Below are 18289 nucleotides of genomic sequence, written 5' to 3'. Positions count from 1 at the left end.
GGGGCGCTGGGACAGTCTGCCGCAGGAGGAGGGGCACAGGGGGAGGCCACCGACGCGATCCGGATCACGCCGGAGGGTGGTTTCGCCGGCGGCGGCGCTGGTGAGGGGGGTATTCGCCGACGCGGCGCGGGTCATGATCGGGGTACGGCGTTAGGTTCGGCGTACGGCGTACGGCGTTCACGGTCGCCCCAGCCGGCGCGCATCCCGGCCTCCGCGTCGTGTCGGCGGACGCCGGGGCGCGGGCGGTCAGCCGCGGCAGCGGCTCGCCGCGTCCGGCCGCCGGGCGGGGGCCGCGGGGTGCCGGCCCGCTGCGCGAGACGACGCGCGTTCCGCCGCCGTCGGCGACCCGGACCTGCAACGAGCCGCATCCGCACCGTGTCCACTCCGTGTGGCCCGTCGCGGTGGCGTGCCGGGACAACACCCGGAACGGCTCGCCTCCGTCCGGCCAGCCGCAGTACGGGCAGGCGGCGGTGGCCTCGGTGCTGGTCATGTCCGACTCCTTGTACGTCGTGGTGGTTGACCGTCGCGACACAGCCAGGGTGCGTCCGGAGATCCGTACACGTCCAGGTTGACTTTGTGAACGTCACTATGAAGCCTGACCTTCATGATTGACCTGCGCCGGCTGCACGTCCTGAGGGCGGTCGCCCACTACGGCACGGTCACCGCGGCCGCCCGAGCCCTGCACTTCACGCCGTCCGCCGCCTCCCAGCAGGTACGGCAGCTCGCCCGCGACCTGGGCGTCGACCTGCTGGAGCCACAGGGGCGCGGTGTGCGTCTCACCCCGGCCGCCGAGAGCCTGCTGGCGCACGCCGACGCCATCCAGGCCCGCTGGGACCAGGCCGAACTGGACCTACGGGCCGACCACGGGGCGCCCGCCGGGGTGCTGCGGGTCACCGGATTCCCCGTCGCCGTCTCTGTCCTGCTCGCGCCGATGGCGGCCCGGCTGGGGGAGCGGCACCCGCGGCTGTCCGTCCGGATCACCGAGGCGGGTGTCCCGGAGAGTTTCGACCTGCTCTTCGAGGGCGGGACCGACCTGGCGATCGTCGAGGCGACCCCGCGCAACCCGCCGATGAGTGATACGCGGTTCGACCAGCAGCCGCTACTTGACGACCCGTTCGACCTGGTCGTGCCCGAGGGGCACCGGCTGGCGGGCCGGAGCCGGGTCGATCTCGCCGAGGCGGCGCGGGAGGCGTGGATCGCGCCGGTGGAGGACAGTCCCTGCCGGCCGCACGTGCTCTCCGCCTGCGGCGCGGCCGGGTTCACCCCCGAGATCGTCCATCACGCCCTCGACTGGAACGTCTGCGCCCACCTCGTGGCCCACCGGCTCGGCGTCGCCCTCATCCCGCGCCTGGCCCATCTGACCCCGCACCTGCCGATCACCCGGGTCCGCTGCACCGGCGATCCCCACCGCAAGCTCCTGACCTGCACCCGGACCGGCGGCCACGCCCGCCCGGCGGTGGCGGCGGCCCTGGAGCAACTACGGGCCCTGGCCCGCACGGCTGTCGCTTGAGGAACTGGGCGGTGGGTAGGTCCCGGCCCTCCCGCCGTCCCGGCCCGTCCCGCCGTCCGGACGGCTGGCCATCCGACCGCCCGACGGTCCGATCTGCCGTCCGGCCGTATGACCGACAGTCCGGCCGCCCGTCCGTCCGTCGGCCCGTCCGGCGTACGAGTTCCTGTCCGCCTGTCCGCCTGTCCGTCCGGCCACCCGACAGCCCGGCTACCCGGCCACCCGACGGTCTGACTAAGGCGGGGTGGCACAACAGCACGCGAGCGTGGAGCCCGAAGCCGGCTCCCAGAACGGCGCCCTCGGTGCCCCCGCCCCGCCCCGACCGGCCCCGCCCCGGCTCCGAGACGCGGCCCGTCCCCCGAGCCCTGCCGCCCCCGCGCCTCCCGCGTCACCCCCCAGCCGCCCCCACCCGCAGCCCGTCCATCACGAAATCCAGCAGGCGAGTGGCGCGCGGCTGCCAGTCGGTGTGGGGGTCCATCGTCCAGAGTCCGCCGATGACGAGGAAGAGGTCGCTCGCGGTGACCCCCGGGCGGATGGTGCCGGCCTCCTCGGCGGCCCGGAGCAGGAGGTCGGCCGCCTCGGTCACCGGGGTGTGGCCCGGCTTCTCCGGCTGACCGGGTGCGCTGGTGGCCTGGCGGATGGCGTCGGCCAGTCCCGCCTTGGTCATGGCGAACCGTGCCAGCCGGTCCATCCACTCGCGCAGCGCCCGGTCGGGCTCCCGGCTCTCCAGCAACGCCGGGGCGGTGTCGGCGACCTGCTGCATCTCGTGCCGGTAGATCTCCAGGACGAGCGCCTCACGGGTGGGGAAGTGGCGGTAGAAGGTGCCCTGCCCGACGCCCGCCTTCTTGGCGATCGCGCTCAGCGGGACGCCCGCCGAGTGCGTCAGTTCCTCCAGCGCGACCTCCAGGATGCGCTCGCGGTTGCGCTGCGCGTCCGAGCGCAGGGGAGCGTCCTTCTTCCGCACCCGCCCTCCTTTCGGGCCATGGCCGAAACCAGTCCCTTGTTAAGCGGACAGTTGTCCGTTAAGTTTTCCGGTAACGGACAACTGTCCGCTTGCCTCATCGTATCGGCGTGCCGCATGTGCGGACAGCCCGCGGCTGCCCTGCCCCGAGCTCGCCCGCCCCGCATCCTGCCCGGTCGTGAACCGGCATCGCCACCCGCAGCGACCCTGCCCACCCCGACTTCGCGATGTGAGAGAGAAGGCTTCCATGCCAGCATCGACGTCCAGCGACCTCACCCTGTCCGTCAACGGCGAGAAGTTCACGCTGACCGTCGACCACCGCACCACCCTGCTCGACGCCCTGCGTGAGCGACTCGACATGACCGGTACCAAGAAGGGCTGCGACCAGGGCCAGTGCGGTGCCTGCACGGTCCTGCTCGACGGCCGCCGGAGCGTGGCCTGCCTCCAGCTCGCCGTGGCCGCGGAAGGGCGCGAGATCACCACCATCGAAGGAGTGGCCGACGGCGAGCGACTGCACCCCGTGCAGCAGGCGTTCCTGGACCTGGACGGCTTCCAGTGCGGCTACTGCACGCCGGGCCAGATCTGTTCGGCCATCGCCGTGATCGAGGAGCACGCGGCCGGCTGGCCGAGCGCGGCCACCGGCGACGTCCGGCCCGAGGCGGGACCACCGCCGCTGACCCCGGAGGAGATCCGCGAGCGCATGAGCGGCAACCTGTGCCGCTGCGGCGCATACGTGTCGATCGTCCAGGCCGTGGCCAGGGCCGCCGAGGAGACCAAGGGAGCTGCGGCATGAGGGAGTTCGACTACCAGCGGGCGTACGACGTCTCCGGCGCCGTCGCACTGCTCGACGGCGACCGGGAAGCCCGCTTCCTGGGAGGCGGCACGAACCTCGTCGATCTGATGAAGAGCGGCGTCGAACGGCCCGCCCGGCTCGTCGACGTGCGTGAACTGCCCCTGAACCGCGTCGAGCCGGCCGAGGACGGCGGGCTGCGCATCGGCGCCACCGTCACCAACAGCGACCTGGCCGCCCACCCCGAGGTCCGGCGCCGCTACCCGGCACTTGCACAGGCCGTGCTGGCCGGAGCCTCCGGCCAGCTGCGCAACATGGCCACCGTCGGCGGCAACCTCCTCCAGCGCACCCGCTGCGGCTACTTCGCCGACGTCAGCTCCCCCTGCAACAAGCGCGATCCCGGCAGCGGGTGCCCCGCCCTCACCGGAGAGCACCACAACCACGCCGTCCTGGGCGCCTCCGACCACTGCGTGGCCACCCACCCCTCCGACATGGGCGTGGCACTGGCCGCCTTCGACGCGAGCGTGGCGTACGAAACGGCCGATGGGGCCGGGGAGTTGCCGCTCGCCGACTTCTACCTGCCGGTGGGGGAGACCCCGCATCTGGAGACGGCCCTGCCACCGGGCGCGCTCATCACCGGTGTCACCCTGCCGCCCACCCCCACAGCGGCCAACTCCCGCTACCGCAAGGTGCGCGAGCGGGCCTCGTACGCCTTCGCCATCGGCTCCGTAGCCGCCGCGCTCGACGTGCGGGACGGCCTCGTCCACGACGTGCGTCTGGCCTTCGGCGCGGTCGCCTCCCGCCCATGGCGCGCCCGTGCGGCCGAACGCGCCCTGACCGGCGGCCCGGCCGACGCCGAGCACTTCGCGGCCGCGGCGGACGCCGAACTGGCCCCCGCCAGGCCCCTGCCCCACAACGGATACAAGGTGACCCTGATGCGCAACCTCGTCGTGGCCGTGCTCAGCGAACTCGCCGAGGAGGCCGCCCGATGACCACCGCCACCACGGGAGCCGTCGGCACCGCGCACCCGCGCGTGGAGGGCCGCGACAAGGTCACCGGAGCGGCCCGCTACGCCGGCGAGATCCCCTTCGCCGAGCTCGCCCACGGCTGGCTGGTGCTGTCCACCGTCGCCCGCGGCCGCATCCGCGCCCTGGACACCGAGCCCGTACTCGCCATGCCCGGGGTCCTCACGGTGCTCCACCACCACAATGCCCCGCCGGTCGACACCGGTTACACCGGCATGATGGGCACCCCGCCGGACCCCACCGTCGGCCTCTTCCAGCACGACCGCGTGCCCCACCTGGGCTGGCCGGTGGCCCTGGTGGTCGCCGAGACCTCCGAGCAGGCCAGGGAGGCCGCCGAGGCCCTCGTGGTGCACTACGACCAGGAGCCGCACGACGTCGCGTTCTCCGCCGGGCGCGAGGCTGAGGCACACGCGCTCGACGGGCACCTGCCGGCCGTGGTGGAGAAGGGCGACCTGGAGGCCGGACTCGCCGCGTCCGCCGTGGTGGTGGACGCCGAGTACACCACCCCGGAGGAGCACCACAACCCGATGGAGCCGCACGCGGCGGCGGCCCGGTGGGAGGGCGGCAGGCTGGAGGTCGTCGACTCCAACCAGGGCACCGGCTGGGTCGCCGGCGAGCTCGCGGCCCTGTTCTCGCTCGACCCGGCTTCCGTGCGGGTCCGCTCCGAGCACGTGGGCGGCGGCTTCGGCAGCAAGGGTGTTCGTGTGCACCAGGTGGCCGCGGTGATGGCCGCGACCGTGCTGCAGCGCCCGGTCCGGGTCGTCATGACCCGCCGGCAGATGTTCTCCCTCGCCGGCCACCGCAGCCCCACCGCCCAGCGGGTCAGGCTCGGCGCCGACACGGACGGACGACTGCACGCGCTGGAGCACCGGTCGCTGAGCCGGACCTCGGCCTTCTACGACTTCGTCGAGCCCAGCGCGGCGTCGAGCCGGTCGATGTACGCGGCCGACGCCCACCACACGGCCAGCCGGCTCGTGAGACTCGACGTCCCCACCCCGACCTGGATGCGCGCCCCGGGCGAGGCGTCGGGCTCGTTCGCGCTGGAGTCGGCGCTCGACGAACTCGCCGAGCGGTGCGGCATCGACCCCATCGAACTGCGGGTCCGCAACGAGCCCGAGGTGGGCCCGGTGTCCGGCCTGCCCTTCGGCAGCCGCAACCTGATTCCCTGCTTCCGCGAAGGCGCCCGCAGGTTCGGCTGGGACGAGCGGGATCCGCGGCCCGGGGTGCGCCGGGAGGGCCGCTGGCTGCTCGGCACGGGCACCGCCGCCGCCTCCTTCCCCACCCTGGCCATGCCGTCCACGGCGGCTCTGACCGCTGAGGCGGACGGCACCTTCACGGTGCGGATCAACGCCGCGGACATCGGCACCGGCGCCCGCACGGCGCTCACCCTGGTCGCCGCCGACGTTCTGGAGGTGCCCGCGGACCGCGTCCGGGTGGAGATCGGGGACAGCGATCTCGGCGCCGCGTCGATCGCCGGAGGTTCGGCCGGCACCCGCTCCTGGGGCTGGGCCGTCACGGCCGCCGCCCAGGAGCTGCGCCGCAGCCTCGCGCCGGGCGCGGACATCCCGCCGGAGGGCATCACCGCACGGTCGAACACGGCCGAAGCCCTCGGCGCCCTCGCCCAGAAGGAGCGGCACGCTTTCGGTGCGCAGTTCGCCGAGGTCGCCGTCGACCCGGGCACCGGAGAGGTCCGGGTGCGCCGCATGCTGGGCATCTTCGCCGCCGGCCGGATCGTGAACCCGCTCACCGCCCGCAACCAGTTCCTGGGCGGCATGATCTGGGGTATCTCCATGGCCCTGCACGAGGAAGCCGTCCGGGACAGGGCGACCGGCGGCCTCTACGGCGCCGACCTCGCCGGCTACCACGTCGCCGCGCACGCCGACATCCCGCACATCGAGGCCGACTGGGTCGACGACCCCGATCCGGACGACCCGGTCGGCATCAAGGGCATCGGTGAGGTCGGCATCGTGGGCGCGGCCGCGGCGGTCGCCAACGCGGTGTGGCACGCGACCGGCGTCCGCCACCGGGACCTGCCGATCCGACCCGACCGCGTGCTGCTGGCGGGCGGCGATGCTTGATCTCGCCGGACCCCTGCACGACTGGATCGAGGAGGGCCGGGACTTCGCCGTCGCCACGGTCGTCGCCGTGGGCGGCAGCGCCCCGCGCCCGCCCGGCGCCGCGCTCGCCGTGGCCGCGGACGGCACGGCCGTCGGCTCGGTCTCCGGGGGCTGCGTGGAAGGAGCGGTGTACGAACTCTGCCTCCAGGCCCTCCGGGACGGCGAGACGCGCGTCGAGCGGTTCGGCTACAGCGACGAGGACGCCTTCGCGGTGGGGCTGACCTGCGGCGGGACGATCGACGTCATGATCGCCCCGTGCCCGGGCGGGCGCCCGGCCGAGAGGGCGGCGCTGGCGGCTGCCGCCCGGGCCGAGCCGGTGGCCCTGGCCCGGGTGGTGCGGGGGCCGTCCGGCCTCCCGGGCCAGGCCCTGCTGGTCCGCCCCGACGGCTCGTCCGAGGGCGGTCTCGGCGGCGGCCCGGCACTGGACCGCGCGGCGCTCGACCGGGCCAGGGCCCTGCTGGACACCGGCCGTACCGGCACGGTGGAGCTCTCGGAGGACGGGTCGCACTGCCCGGGCGGGCTCACCCTGCTCGTCGAGTCGGCCGTTCCGCCGCCCCGCATGATCGTCTTCGGCGCGATCGACTTCGCGGCGGCCCTGGTGCGTGCGGGCGCATTCCTCGGCTACCACGTCACCGTGTGCGACGCGCGCCCCGTCTTCGCGACCCGGGCCCGCTTCCCGCAGGCCGACGAGATCGTCGTCGACTGGCCCGACCGCTACCTCCGGCGTACCGAGACCGACGGCCGCACGGTGCTGTGCGTGCTCACCCACGACGCGAAGTTCGACATCCCCCTGCTGACGGAGGCGCTGCGGCTGCCCGTCGCCTACATCGGCGCGATGGGCTCCCGCCGCACCCACGAGGACCGCAACCGGCGGCTGCGGGAAGCGGGCGTGAGCGAGCGCGACCTGGCCAGGCTGAGGTCACCGATCGGCCTCGACCTGGGAGCCCGTACGCCCGAGGAGACCGCCGTGTCCATCGCGGCGGAGATCATCGCCGCCCGGCACGGCGGCACGGGGGCGCCGCTCACCGGTTCGGGCCGGCCGATCCACCGGCCCGAGCGCGAGCCACAGCCGGTCTGACCTGTTCCGCGCGGAAACCCGCCGGGACACGCCGAAGGGGCCGGGGCCGTTCGCCGGCCCCGGCCCCTTCGCGGGTGCGAAATGTCGCGGTCAGGCCGCGGCGGGCTCGGACACGTGGCCGTGCAGGCGGGCGATGACCTCGGTCAGCTGCCCGGCGACCTCGGCGTCGTCGGCCGGGTGCGTCTCGGCGAAGCGGGTCATCGAGCCGGGAATGGACAGCTTGACGTCCTCCAGGACCTTGCCGCCGGCCACGCCCACGGACTTGCGGGTCTCGTCGTGCGCCCAGACACCGCCGTACTGGCCGAACGCGGTGCCGACCACGGCGACCGGCTTGCCGCTGAGGGCACCGGCGCCGTACGGGCGGGACAGCCAGTCGATGGCGTTCTTCAGGACGGCGGGGATGGTGCCGTTGTACTCGGGGGTGAAGAGGATCAGGCCGTCGGCGGCGTTCGCGGCCTCGCGCAGCCGGGCTGCGGCGGCCGGGAGGCTGCCCTCGACGTCGATGTCCTCGTTGTAGAAGGGAATCTCGGCCAGCCCCTCGAAGAGGTTCACCTCGGCCCCTTCGGGAGCGAGCTTGACGGCCGCCTCGGCGAGCTGGCGGTTGTGCGAACCGGCGCGAAGGCTGCCGACGAGGGCGAGGATACGAACGGACATGCTGACTCCCACATCTGAGGCACTGCTCTGGATATCACTGCTGGCGATCCGGACCGGGGTCCGCTTAAGGTTTCTAGCATCCTAACCGGACCGCGGTCCAGTTTTGTTCCCGATGCTTTACGCTGGCTTCATGTCCGCCGCCCCGCCCCCCGTACCGACGCCCCAGGAGCCCGTCGACCACCCCGAGCTGCTCCAGCTCGGCGCCGCCCTGGAGGCGGACGAGCCGTGCCTGCGGGCCGACGCCGCGCGCAACCGCGCCCGGCTGCTGGAGGCCGCCGGGCGGCTGGTGGCGGAGCGCGGCGCGGAGGCCGTCACGATGGAGGCGGTGGCCGCCGAGGCCTGTGTCGGCAAGGGCACGGTCTTCCGCAGATTCGGCGACCGCACCGGCCTGCTGACGGCGCTGCTCGACCACTCCGAGAAGAAGTTCCAGGCCGCGTTCCTCGGCGGCCCGCCGCCGCTCGGGCCCGGAGCGCCGCCCGTGGAGCGGCTGCGGGCGTTCGGCTGCGCGATGCTGCGCCGCTCGGCCGACGAGCTCGAACTGCAGCTGGCCGCCGAGCCCGGCGCGAGCCGCCGCTACGTCGTCCCCGCCCGCCGTGTGCTGCGGCACCACATCGAGATGCTGCTGCGCCAGGCGGTCCCCGAAGCGGACTGCGAGCTCCTCTCCCACGCCCTGATGGGCCAGCTCGACCCCGCCCTCGTGCACCACCTGACCAGGCAGTGCGGAGTGCCGCTGTCCCGCCTCGAGGCCGCGTGGACCGACCTGGTCGACCGGGTGACGGGCGCGGGCGCCGACCGCTGAGAGTCCTGCGCCGCACCCCGTGAGCGCTCACGGGTTCGTCACAACTCCCCCGCCGGAAGGGCGCATTGGGGCTTCTGCCAAGATGCCGTACGTCATGGTGCAGATACCGAAAACGCCCGCGCCCCCGTCCCCCGCACCGTCGCGCTCCGTGCCCACGAGCGCCGATGTGGCCCGCCTGGCCGGCGTCTCGCGCGCGACCGTCTCCTACGTCCTCAACAACACCAGCGCCGTACGCATCAGCGAACCCACCCGCCGCCGTGTGCACGAGGCCGCGAGGGAACTCGGATACGTACCGCACGCCGCGGCCCGCAGTCTGCGCGCCGGGCACAGCCGGATGGTCCTCATCCCCGCGCCGACCTTCCCCGTCGGCCCGCTCTACAACCGCTTCCTCACCGACCTCCAGGGATCGCTCGGCAGCCTGGACTACACGGTCGTGCAGTACGGCACCGGCGGCCCGCACGGCGACGAAGCGGCCCGCGCCTGGGCCGAGTTGAGGCCCGTGGCCGTGCTCGTGCCCGGCTCCGGTCTCGGCCCGCGCGGAGTGGCGGTGCTCAAGCGCTCGGGAGCCCGGGCCGTGGTCACCCTCGGCCCCGAGACCATCGAGGGCGCGCACGCGCTGCTCATGGACCACGACGTCGTCGGCCACAGTGCGGGCGCCCACCTCTACGACCGCGGCCGGCGCCGGATCGGCGTTGTCGTCCCGCAGGAACCCGGCCTCGAGGCGTTCTCCGCACCCCGCCTCGACGGCGTGCGCCAGTCGCTGCGCGGCACGGACGCCACGGTGACCGAACTGCCCCTCGCCTACGACGAGCAGGCCGCGGCGCGCCTGGCCGCCCGCTGGCGCACCCTCGGCCTGGACGCCGTGTTCACCTACAACGACGAGTACGCGATGCTGTTGATGCGGGCCCTGCTGGACGAGGGGATCCGCATCCCCGAGGAGACCGCCGTGATCGGCGCCGACGACCTGATGCTCGGGCGGCTGCTGCGACCCCGGCTGAGCACGGTCCACCTGAAGCTGCCCTGCGGCCGTGAACTCGCCGAACTGGTCGACCGCGCGGTCCGCAAGCCCACCACCGAGCCCGAGACACACAAGGTGCTCGGGGCGACGGTGCTGCACCGCGAATCGAGCTGACCCGACACGGCACGAGCGGCTGCGCCTGGTCGGTGACGGCATGACCGGCTGCGAGCGGTCGACCGCACACGACGGGTGGCGGCATGACCAGTTGCGCACGTCCGGCCTCGCATGGTCGATGGTCGGTGGCCGCTCGACTGGCTGCGCGCGGTCGGTCGCGCATGGTCCGTGGCGGCTCGGCCGGCTGTGCGCGACCGGCTGCGCATAGTCCGTGGCCGCATGACTGGTCGCGAGCGGTCGGCCGCGCACGATGGGTGGCGGCATGACCAGTTGCGCACGTCCGGCCTCGCATCGTCGGTGGCGGCTCGGCTGGCTGCGCGCGGTCCGCCGTGCATGGTCCGTGGCGGCTCGGCTGGCTGCGCGGGACCGGTTGCGCATGGTCGGTGGCGGCATGACTGGCTGCGCGCGGGACGCCTCGCATGGTCGGTCGGCGCGACTGGGGTGCGCGCGGTCGGCCGCGCATGGTCCGTGGCGGCTGGGCCGGCTGCGCGCGCCGGCCGCGCATATCGGTCGGCTCGGCCGGCTACGCACGTCCGTCCGCACACGATCCTTCGCGCACGACCGGCCGGCATGGCCAGGCCAACAGGCCGCCCGGCGCCCGGCTTTCGAGGCGTGGCACGGCTAGGATGTTGCATGCTCAACAAAACGGGGACGCGTTCGGTGCGGGCCACGGCACATTGCCGCGCCCGCTCGGCGCGTCCCGCCACGTGACCGCCGACCCGGCGCGCAAGTGCGGGAGTTGTGCCCACCCCGCAGCCGGTGACCGATCGATCGGAGAGAGTCATGCCGTTGCTCGACATCAGCACCTGGCAGCCCCGCCGCCTCGCGGGGGCCGGGTACACCGTCACCGAGCCCGCCACCGGCCAAGCCCTCGGTACCCTCGCCCTCGCCACCCCCGAGGACGTCGGAGCCGCCTCGGAGCGGGCCGCCACCGCCCAGCACGCCTGGGCACGCACCCCGCATTTCGCCCGCGCAGCCGTACTCCGCAAGGCCGGCGACCTGTTCACCGAGCACGCCGCCGAACTGCGCGAGTGGCTCGTCCGTGAATCGGGCTCCGTCCCCGGCAAGGCCGACTTCGAACTGCACGTCGCCGCCCAGGAGTGCTACGAGGCCGCGGCCCTCGCCTCCCGCCCGGCCGGCCAGGTCCTGCCCAGCGAGGCGCCGCGCCTGTCGTACACGCGCCGCGTCCCGGCCGGTGTGGTCGGCGTGATCTCGCCGTTCAACGCCCCGCTGATCCTGTCGATCCGCTCCGTCGCCCCGGCCCTGGCGCTGGGCAACGCGGTCCTGCTCAAGCCGGATCCGCGCACGGCCGTCTGCGGAGGGCTGTCCCTCGCCGCGGTCTTCGCCGCCGCGGGCCTGCCGGAGGACCTGCTGCACGTGCTCCCCGGCGGCCCGGACGCCGGACAGGCCCTGGTCGCCGACCCGCGCGTGCCGGTCCTCTCCTTCACGGGCTCCACCGCCGCCGGACGGGCCGTGGGCGAGGCCGCGGGCCGTCACCTCAAGCGCGCCCACCTGGAGCTCGGCGGCAACTCGGCCATGATCGTGCTCGAGGACGCCGACCTTGACGCGGTCATCTCCACGGCCGCCTGGGGCTCGTTCTTCCACCAGGGCCAGATCTGCATGACCACCGGACGCCACCTCGTGCACGCGTCCCTTTACGACGAGTACGTCGAGCGGCTGGCCGCCAAGGCGGACTCACTCGCCGTCGGCGACCCGCACCGGGACCAGGTCCACCTGGGTCCCATCATCGACTCGGGCCAGCTCGGCAAGATCAGCGGTCTAGTGGACGCCAGCACGGCCGCGGGTGCCAAGCTCGCCGCCGGCGGCACCCACGACAGGCTCTTCTACCGGCCGACGGTCCTCGCGCACGTGGACGACCGCACCCCCGCGTACACGGAGGAGGTCTTCGGCCCGGTGGCGCCCGTCCGCTCCTTCACCACCACCGACGAGGCGGCGGCGCTGGCCGCGCAGAGCCCGTACGGCCTCTCCCTGGGCATCGTCACCAGGGACGCGGCCCGCGGCCTGGACCTCGCCGACCGCATCCCGACCGGCATCGTCCACATCAACGACCAGACGGTGAACGACGAGGCCGTGGCGCCCTTCGGCGGAGTCGCCGCCTCCGGCACCGGCGCCCGCTTCGGCGGTGAGGCCAATCTGGAGGCCTTCACCGAGCTGCGCTGGACGACGGTACGCGGAGACGTCGCTCCGTACCCCTTCTAGGACGGAGACGTCGCTCCGTACCCCTTCTGAGGACCCGGCCCGACGGGCTCCGGATCCGGGACTCCTCACTCGGTCGGCTGCTGCGTCTGCTGCGCCTGCTGCGCCTGCTCCGTCTGCTGGGCCTGCTGCTCGGCGATCGACTTGCGCACCTCGTCCATGTCGAGGTTGCGGGCCTGCCCGATGACGTCCGTCAGGGCGGCCTCGGGCAGGGCGCCGGGCTGGGCGAAGACCGCGACCTGGTCACGGACGATCATCAGCGTGGGAATGGACTGGATACCGAAGGCCGCGGCCAGCTCGGGCTGCGCCTCGGTGTCCACCTTGCCGAACACCAGGTCCGGGTTCTCCCCGGCCGCCTTCTCGTACACCGGGGCGAACTGCTTGCACGGCCCGCACCAGTCGGCCCAGAAGTCGATCAGGACGAACTCGTTGTCCGTGACCATCTGGTCGAAGTTCTCCTTGGTGAGCTCCACGGTGCTGCTCATGGCGTACATCCCTCTTCCTGGTGTGGGGTCAAGCCGTCGGCACAACACGGCCGACCGGACACGTATTCCGCGCCCCTACCCACGTGGCCAGGGCGCACACCACCCACCAGACTGACCCCATGACGGAATCGGAAACCCACACGTACGACGTCGTAGTGCTCGGTGCCGGGCCCGTGGGGGAGAACGTCGCCGACCGCACCCGCGCCGCCGGACTGACCACCGCGGTCGTGGAGAGCGAACTGGTCGGCGGCGAGTGCTCCTACTGGGCGTGCATGCCCAGCAAGGCCCTGCTGAGGCCGGCCATCGCCCGCGCGGACGCCCGCCGCGTCCCGGGCCTGAGCCAGTCGGTCCAGGGCCCCCTCGACGCCTCCGCGGTCCTCGCCCACCGCGACCACTACACCTCGAACTGGAAGGACGACGGTCAGGTCCGCTGGCTCGACTCCATCGGCGCCGCCCTGTACCGCGGCCACGGTCGCCTCGCCGGCCCCCGCACCGTGACGGTCACCGGCCCCGGCGGCGGAGAGACCGTCCTGACCGCCCGGCAGGCCGTCGCCGTCTGCACCGGCAGCCGAGCCGCCCTGCCCGCCCTGCCCGGGCTCGACGCCGTCAAGCCGTGGACCAGCCGGGAGGCCACCAGCTCCAAGACCGTGCCCGGCCGGCTGATCGTGATCGGCGGCGGCGTGGTCGCCACCGAGATGGCCACGGCCTGGCAGGCCCTCGGCTCGCAGGTCACGCTGCTGGTCCGCGGCAAGGGCCTGCTGCCCCGCATGGAGCCGTTCGCCGGGGAACTGATCGCCGAGACGCTCACGGAGGCCGGCGCGGACATCCGCACGGGCACCTCGGTGGAGTCGGTGACCCGCGAGAACGGGACGGTCGTGGCGGTCACCGACACGGGCGACCGCATCGAGGCCGACGAGATCCTCTTCGCCACCGGCCGCGCCCCGCGCACCGACGACATCGGTCTGGAGACCATCGGCCTCGACCCCGGTTCCTGGCTGTCGGTCGACGACAGCCTCCGGGTGGACGGCCATGACTGGCTGTACGCGGTCGGCGACGTCAACCACCGCGCCCTCCTCACCCACCAGGGCAAGTACCAGGCCCGCATCGCGGGCGCCGCCATCGCCGCCCGCGCCACCGGGGAGACCCTCGTGGCCGAGCCCTGGGGCACCCACGCCGCGACCGCCGACCACGGAGCCGTCCCGCAGGTCGTCTTCACCGACCCGGAAGCCGCGGCCGTGGGCCTGTCCCTGGCCGAGGCGGAACAGGCGGGGCACCGGGTGAAGGCCGTCGACGTGGACCTGTCCACCGTCGCCGGGGCCGGCCTGTACGCCGACGGCTACCAGGGCCGCGCCCGCATGGTCGTCGACCTCGAGGCCGAGACCCTGCGCGGCGTCACCCTCGTCGGCCCCGGCGTCGGCGAACTCATCCACTCCGCGACCATCGCGGTCGCCGGTCAGGTCCCGGTCAGTCGTCTGTGGCACGCCGTCCCGTCGTACCCCACGATCAGCGAGGTGTGGCTGCGGCTGCTGGAGGCGTACCGCGACGCCTGACCCTCGGCCGTCCGGCGCCCCGCGCACCCGTGACCCCGGACGGCCCCGGCCGGGGTCACGGGTGCGCGGGCACCACCAGCTCCCGGTGGTCGTCGTCCCACAGGTCCTCCTCCGCCTCCGGCAGCAACACCCGGTCCGGCCGCAGCGCGTCGACGGCACCCTCGTCGGGGCGGCTCCGCGCGCTACGGCAGCTCGAAGCCGAGCGCCCGCGCCGCCTCCTCCGGCGTCGGCTGGGTCCAGCGCTCCGCCATCGCCAGATTGGACGACAGCGAACGCGGCTCGGCGCGGTCCAGGTACAGGACGCCGTCGAGATGGTCCGTCTCGTGCTGCACGATCCGGGCCGGCCAGCCCTCGAACACCTCGTCCAAGGGCTGTCCGTGTTCGTCCTGCCCGGTCAGCCGCACCGCTGCGGGCCGCGCCACCACCGCCTGCCAGCCCGGCACGCTGAGGCAGCCCTCGAAGAACGCGGCCCGCGCCTCGCCGACGGGCTCGTAGGCGGGATTGACCAGCACCCGGAACGGCTGCGGCACCCGCCCGCGCGTGAGCCGCACCTCCTCCGGCACCGGCGCCGGGTCCTCGATCACCGCGATCCTGAGTTCCACACCGACCTGCGGCGCCGCCAGCCCGACCCCGGGCGCCGCGCGCATGGTCACCCGCAGGGCCTCGACGAACCGGGCCAGCAGCGCGGGCCCCAACTGGCCGTCGTACGGTTCGGTGCCCCGCCGCAGCACCGGGTCGCCGGCCGCGACGATGGTCAACGGCAGGCCTCCGTCGAGGAGTTGCTCGACCCGCTCGGCCAGGGGCGCGTGATCGTTCGGGGTTCCCATCGCGTCAGGATGACACGGCACCCCCCACTCCTGAGTGACGCACGTCACACATGTTCTCCGGGAACCGAACCCCGCCCCGCCCCGACTACTGCACCGCAACGGCCACCGCCCACACCGCACCGGCCCTGACGACGTCCCCGGAGAAGCCCGCCGATGACCACCGCTCCCTCGACCACCACGGACGAGGCCCCGCAACCAGCCGCCCCGGAACCGTCGGGGAGCAGCTGGGCCCCGCTGCGCCCGCTGATCCTCCGCCTGCACTTCTACGCCGGCGTCCTGGTGGCGCCGTTCCTCCTCGTCGCCGCCGTCACCGGCCTGCTGTACGCCGGCTCCTTCCAGGCCGAGAAGCTCGTCTACGACCACGAAATGACCGTTCCCGTGGGCGAGCGGAAGCTGCCGATCGGCGAGCAGGTGACCGCCGCCCGCACGGCACACCCCGAGGGCACCGTCTCGGCCGTACGCCCCTCACCGGAGGCCGACGCGACGACCAGGGTGATGCTGTCCGGCGTCCCGGGGGTCGGGGAGGGCCACACACTCGCCGTGTTCGTCGACCCGTACACCGCGAAGGTGCGCGGTTCGCTCGAACAGTACGGCTCCACCGGCGCGCTGCCGCTGCGCACCTGGATCGACGAGTTCCACCGGGATCTGCACCTGGGGGAGACGGGGCGGCTGTACAGCGAGCTGGCGGCCAGCTGGCTGTGGGTCATCTCGGCGGGCGGTCTGGTGCTGTGGTTCTCGCGCCGCCGCGCCCTGCGCAAGGTGCGGGGCGCGAAGGGACGGCGCCGCACCCTCGGGCTGCACGGCACGGTCGGCGTATGGGCGGCGGCCGGGTTCTTCTTCCTCTCGGCGACCGGTCTGACCTGGTCGGCCTACGCCGGGGCCAGTATCGACGAGTTGCGGACGTCGCTGGGCCAGGCCACCCCGTCGGTGTCGGCCGCCGCGGGCGGTGAGCACTCCGGCCACGGCTCCGCCGCCGGGCAGGCGGGCGACGCCGCACACGGGGTGGGCCTGGACAAGGTCCTGGCCGCGGCGCGGGCCGAGGGGCTCGACGACGCGGTGGAGATCGTGCCCCCCGCCGACGCCACCTCGGCGTACGTCGTGAAGCAGGTGCAGCGCAGCTGGCCCACCAAGCAGGACGCCGTCGCGATCGACCCGGCCAGTGGCGAGGTCACCGATGTGCTGCGGTTCGAGGACCACCCGGTCCTCGCGAAGCTCACCCGGTGGGGCATCGACCTGCACACCGGCGTCCTGTTCGGCCTCGCCAACCAGATCGCCCTGATGCTGCTGGCGCTCGCCCTGATCCTGCTGATCGTCTGGGGCTACCGCATGTGGTGGCAGCGCGGCCGCGGCACCGCCTTCGGCCGTCCGATCCCGCGCGGCGCCTGGCAGCAGGTCCCGCCGCAGATCCTCGTGCCCCTGCTGGCGGGTATCGCCGTACTCGGGTACTTCCTGCCCCTGTTCGGCATCCCGCTGGCGGCCTTCCTCGCCGTCGACATCCTGCTGGGGGAGATCGCCTACCGGCGCGGGCGGCGGTCGTACGGCACACCGGCGGGGTAGCGACACCGGCCGCGGTCGCAACACCGGCCGCGGTCGCAACACCGGCCGGGGTGGCAGACACCGGCCGGGTGGCGGACCCTCCGGCGCACGGATGCCCGGCTCCGACGGAGCCGGGCATCCTCATGTACGGCGCGGGTCAGACCTGCGCGAAGTCACCCGCCAGCGCCGAGGCGATCCGCAGATGCGACTCCGCCTCCTCGTGCCGGCTCTGCCGCTGGAGGGTGCGGCCGAGCATCAGCCGCGCGTAGTGCTCCACGGGGTCCCGCTCGACGATCGTGCGCAACTCGGCCTCGGCGCGACGCAGTTGGGCCGAGTGGTAGTAGGAGCGCGCCAGGAGCAGCCGGGGCCCGGTCTGCTCGGGGACCTCCTCGACCAGCCCGACCAGGACGCGCGCGGCGGCGGCGTAGTCCTTGGCCTCGAAGAACAGCTGCGCGCGCTCCCAGCGCTCGGCCGGAGTTCCCTGGGCGTAGTACGTCGTGTCCTGGGTGGTGTTCACGTATGGCCTCCTTCGAGGCCGACAACTGAACCCGTTGGTTCAATATTCCAGTAAGCCGTCGGACTCACCGGACTCGCCGGACTCACCCGCGCAGCGCCGTCAGCTCGGTACCGGCCCGCTCGGTGATCAGACGCAGCACCCGGCCCGTCACGGCCAGGTCCTCGGCCGGTATGCCGTCGTAGATCCGGGCGGTGATGGGCGCAGTCTCGCCCGAGGTGGTGGCGTACAGCTCGCGCCCGGCGTCCGTGATCCGCACGTCGTACGCCCCGTCCGGGGTCAGTAGCTGTGCGGCGATCAGCTCGTCCACGACGCCGTGCACCTCGGCCGCGTCGATCTTCAGGGCGTCGGTGACACCGTCGACGAGCTGCTCACGGCCGACCGGCCCGTCGGCGACGGCGGCGAGCCGGAGGGTGACGGACTGCTGGAAGGTGATGCCGTGCCGGGCCAGCACGGTTTCGAGGAGGGCGCGGCCGGCGTAGTGGGCCAGGGCGATGACACGGGGGTCGACGAGGGGTGTGGTGGTCATGACTGCTCCGTCTCGTGCTCGCTGAAGGGATCAAGAGGTGCGTCGAGCAGGGCCGTCAGTTCGCGCGTGAACCTCCGGGTGCGCGCGCTGTCGAGACCGCCGAGCGGGTCGAGGAGCTGCTGGAGGAGCCCGTGGACGACCTCGATCGCCCGCCGGGTGACCTCGCGGCCCTGCTCGGTCAGGGCGAGCTGCACCGCGCGCGGGTCGCGGGGGTCCCTGGTGCGCTCCAGGAGACCGGCGGTCTCCAGTGCGCGGGCCAGTTTCGACACGTAGAGCGGCTCGAGGCCGGTGTGGTCGGCGAGGCGGCGCTGGCTGGGTCGTTCGCCGGAGCCCTGCATGCCGTACAGCGACGCGACCAGCGAGTACTGAGCGTGGGTGAGCCCTAGCGGCGCCACCGCACGGTCGACCGCGACCCGCCACTTCATCGACAGCCGCCACACCAGGAAGCCGGGCGTCGCACCCTCGGAACCGTTGCTCATAACGGATACACTACATAGCTACTATGTACATGGCTACTATTTTGCGGCGCGGCCCGAAGCGGACGCTGACGCAGGCCCCCGCCCCGGAC

General features: G+C 73.6%; 18 protein-coding genes. 10 read left to right on the top strand and 8 right to left on the bottom strand.

What is annotated here, in order from left to right; translation table 11 throughout:
• Positions 1–64: 64 nt before the first annotated feature.
• The gene (locus IGS69_RS35155) at positions 65–490 is read right to left on the bottom strand and encodes a hypothetical protein (RefSeq protein ID WP_385862257.1); all 426 of its coding nucleotides are present in this window, start codon (positions 488–490) and stop codon (positions 65–67) included.
• A gap of 114 nt (positions 491–604) precedes the next feature.
• Between IGS69_RS35155 and IGS69_RS02860 the strand changes: the two genes are divergently transcribed.
• Positions 605–1510 (top strand): LysR family transcriptional regulator, encoded by a 906-nt coding sequence (locus tag IGS69_RS02860; protein WP_190896646.1) that lies wholly within the window; start codon positions 605–607, stop codon positions 1508–1510.
• A 385-nt stretch (positions 1511–1895) separates the two neighbouring features.
• Here IGS69_RS02860 and IGS69_RS02855 read toward each other — a convergent pair whose 3' ends face one another.
• On the bottom strand, positions 1896–2471 hold the full coding sequence (locus tag IGS69_RS02855) for a TetR/AcrR family transcriptional regulator (RefSeq protein WP_190896644.1): 576 nt from the start codon (positions 2469–2471) through the stop codon (positions 1896–1898).
• Positions 2472–2715: 244 nt separating this feature from the next.
• On the opposite strand from IGS69_RS02855, the gene IGS69_RS02850 reads away from it, so the two are divergent.
• Genes IGS69_RS02850 through IGS69_RS02835 form a run of 4 tightly spaced genes read left to right on the top strand, consistent with a single transcriptional unit; the run spans position 2716 to position 7478 of the window.
• Positions 2716–3261 (top strand): (2Fe-2S)-binding protein, encoded by a 546-nt coding sequence (locus IGS69_RS02850; RefSeq protein ID WP_190896642.1) that lies wholly within the window; start codon positions 2716–2718, stop codon positions 3259–3261.
• The gene (locus tag IGS69_RS02845; protein ID WP_190896640.1) at positions 3258–4250 is read left to right on the top strand and encodes an FAD binding domain-containing protein; all 993 of its coding nucleotides are present in this window, start codon (positions 3258–3260) and stop codon (positions 4248–4250) included. Before IGS69_RS02850 ends, IGS69_RS02845 begins: the two co-directional genes overlap by 4 nt.
• The gene (locus IGS69_RS02840) at positions 4247–6361 is read left to right on the top strand and encodes a xanthine dehydrogenase family protein molybdopterin-binding subunit (RefSeq protein ID WP_190896638.1); all 2115 of its coding nucleotides are present in this window, start codon (positions 4247–4249) and stop codon (positions 6359–6361) included. The genes IGS69_RS02845 and IGS69_RS02840 overlap by 4 nt, the downstream gene beginning before the upstream one ends.
• Positions 6354–7478, top strand: coding sequence for an XdhC family protein (locus IGS69_RS02835; RefSeq protein ID WP_190896637.1), 1125 nt, complete (start codon positions 6354–6356; stop codon positions 7476–7478). Before IGS69_RS02840 ends, IGS69_RS02835 begins: the two co-directional genes overlap by 8 nt.
• A gap of 90 nt (positions 7479–7568) precedes the next feature.
• Here IGS69_RS02835 and IGS69_RS02830 read toward each other — a convergent pair whose 3' ends face one another.
• Positions 7569–8132, bottom strand: a complete 564-nt coding sequence (locus IGS69_RS02830; RefSeq protein WP_190896634.1) for an NAD(P)H-dependent oxidoreductase — start codon at positions 8130–8132, stop codon at positions 7569–7571.
• Between the two features lie 130 nt (positions 8133–8262).
• Here IGS69_RS02830 and IGS69_RS02825 point away from each other — a divergent pair, with 130 nt between their 5' ends.
• From IGS69_RS02825 to IGS69_RS02815, 3 genes are all read left to right on the top strand, one after another.
• On the top strand, positions 8263–8931 hold the full coding sequence (locus IGS69_RS02825; RefSeq protein WP_190896632.1) for a TetR/AcrR family transcriptional regulator: 669 nt from the start codon (positions 8263–8265) through the stop codon (positions 8929–8931).
• A gap of 82 nt (positions 8932–9013) precedes the next feature.
• Complete coding sequence (locus IGS69_RS02820) at positions 9014–10063, top strand: LacI family DNA-binding transcriptional regulator (RefSeq protein WP_385862262.1); 1050 nt, start codon at positions 9014–9016, stop codon at positions 10061–10063.
• A 783-nt stretch (positions 10064–10846) separates the two neighbouring features.
• Positions 10847–12283: a benzaldehyde dehydrogenase gene (locus tag IGS69_RS02815; protein ID WP_190896628.1), complete on the top strand. Its 1437-nt coding sequence runs from the start codon at positions 10847–10849 to the stop codon at positions 12281–12283.
• A gap of 65 nt (positions 12284–12348) precedes the next feature.
• Here the strand turns inward: IGS69_RS02815 and trxA are convergent, their stop codons facing one another.
• Positions 12349–12765, bottom strand: coding sequence for a thioredoxin (trxA, locus tag IGS69_RS02810; protein WP_190896626.1), 417 nt, complete (start codon positions 12763–12765; stop codon positions 12349–12351).
• Between the two features lie 119 nt (positions 12766–12884).
• Here trxA and IGS69_RS02805 point away from each other — a divergent pair, with 119 nt between their 5' ends.
• Entirely contained in the window at positions 12885–14315 is a 1431-nt protein-coding gene (locus tag IGS69_RS02805) for a dihydrolipoyl dehydrogenase family protein (protein ID WP_190896624.1), read from the top strand.
• A 182-nt stretch (positions 14316–14497) separates the two neighbouring features.
• Here the strand turns inward: IGS69_RS02805 and IGS69_RS02800 are convergent, their stop codons facing one another.
• Positions 14498–15142, bottom strand: coding sequence for a peptide deformylase (locus IGS69_RS02800; RefSeq protein ID WP_190896623.1), 645 nt, complete (start codon positions 15140–15142; stop codon positions 14498–14500).
• Positions 15143–15295: 153 nt separating this feature from the next.
• Between IGS69_RS02800 and IGS69_RS02795 the strand changes: the two genes are divergently transcribed.
• Complete coding sequence (locus tag IGS69_RS02795) at positions 15296–16699, top strand: PepSY-associated TM helix domain-containing protein (RefSeq protein WP_190896621.1); 1404 nt, start codon at positions 15296–15298, stop codon at positions 16697–16699.
• 136 nt (positions 16700–16835) lie between these two features.
• Here IGS69_RS02795 and IGS69_RS02790 read toward each other — a convergent pair whose 3' ends face one another.
• From IGS69_RS02790 to IGS69_RS02780, 3 genes are all read right to left on the bottom strand, one after another.
• On the bottom strand, positions 16836–17195 hold the full coding sequence (locus tag IGS69_RS02790) for a tetratricopeptide repeat protein (RefSeq protein WP_190896619.1): 360 nt from the start codon (positions 17193–17195) through the stop codon (positions 16836–16838).
• A gap of 82 nt (positions 17196–17277) precedes the next feature.
• The gene (locus IGS69_RS02785; protein ID WP_190896617.1) at positions 17278–17721 is read right to left on the bottom strand and encodes a MarR family winged helix-turn-helix transcriptional regulator; all 444 of its coding nucleotides are present in this window, start codon (positions 17719–17721) and stop codon (positions 17278–17280) included.
• Positions 17718–18200 (bottom strand): MarR family winged helix-turn-helix transcriptional regulator, encoded by a 483-nt coding sequence (locus tag IGS69_RS02780; RefSeq protein ID WP_190896615.1) that lies wholly within the window; start codon positions 18198–18200, stop codon positions 17718–17720. The genes IGS69_RS02785 and IGS69_RS02780 overlap by 4 nt, the downstream gene beginning before the upstream one ends.
• Positions 18201–18289: the final 89 nt, after the last annotated feature.

The organism is Streptomyces tuirus, from assembly GCF_014701095.1.
In the GTDB taxonomy this organism is placed as follows: domain Bacteria; phylum Actinomycetota; class Actinomycetes; order Streptomycetales; family Streptomycetaceae; genus Streptomyces; species Streptomyces tuirus.
Note: the sequence above shows the minus strand (reverse complement) of the source record. Positions and strands in the feature narration are given on the sequence as shown.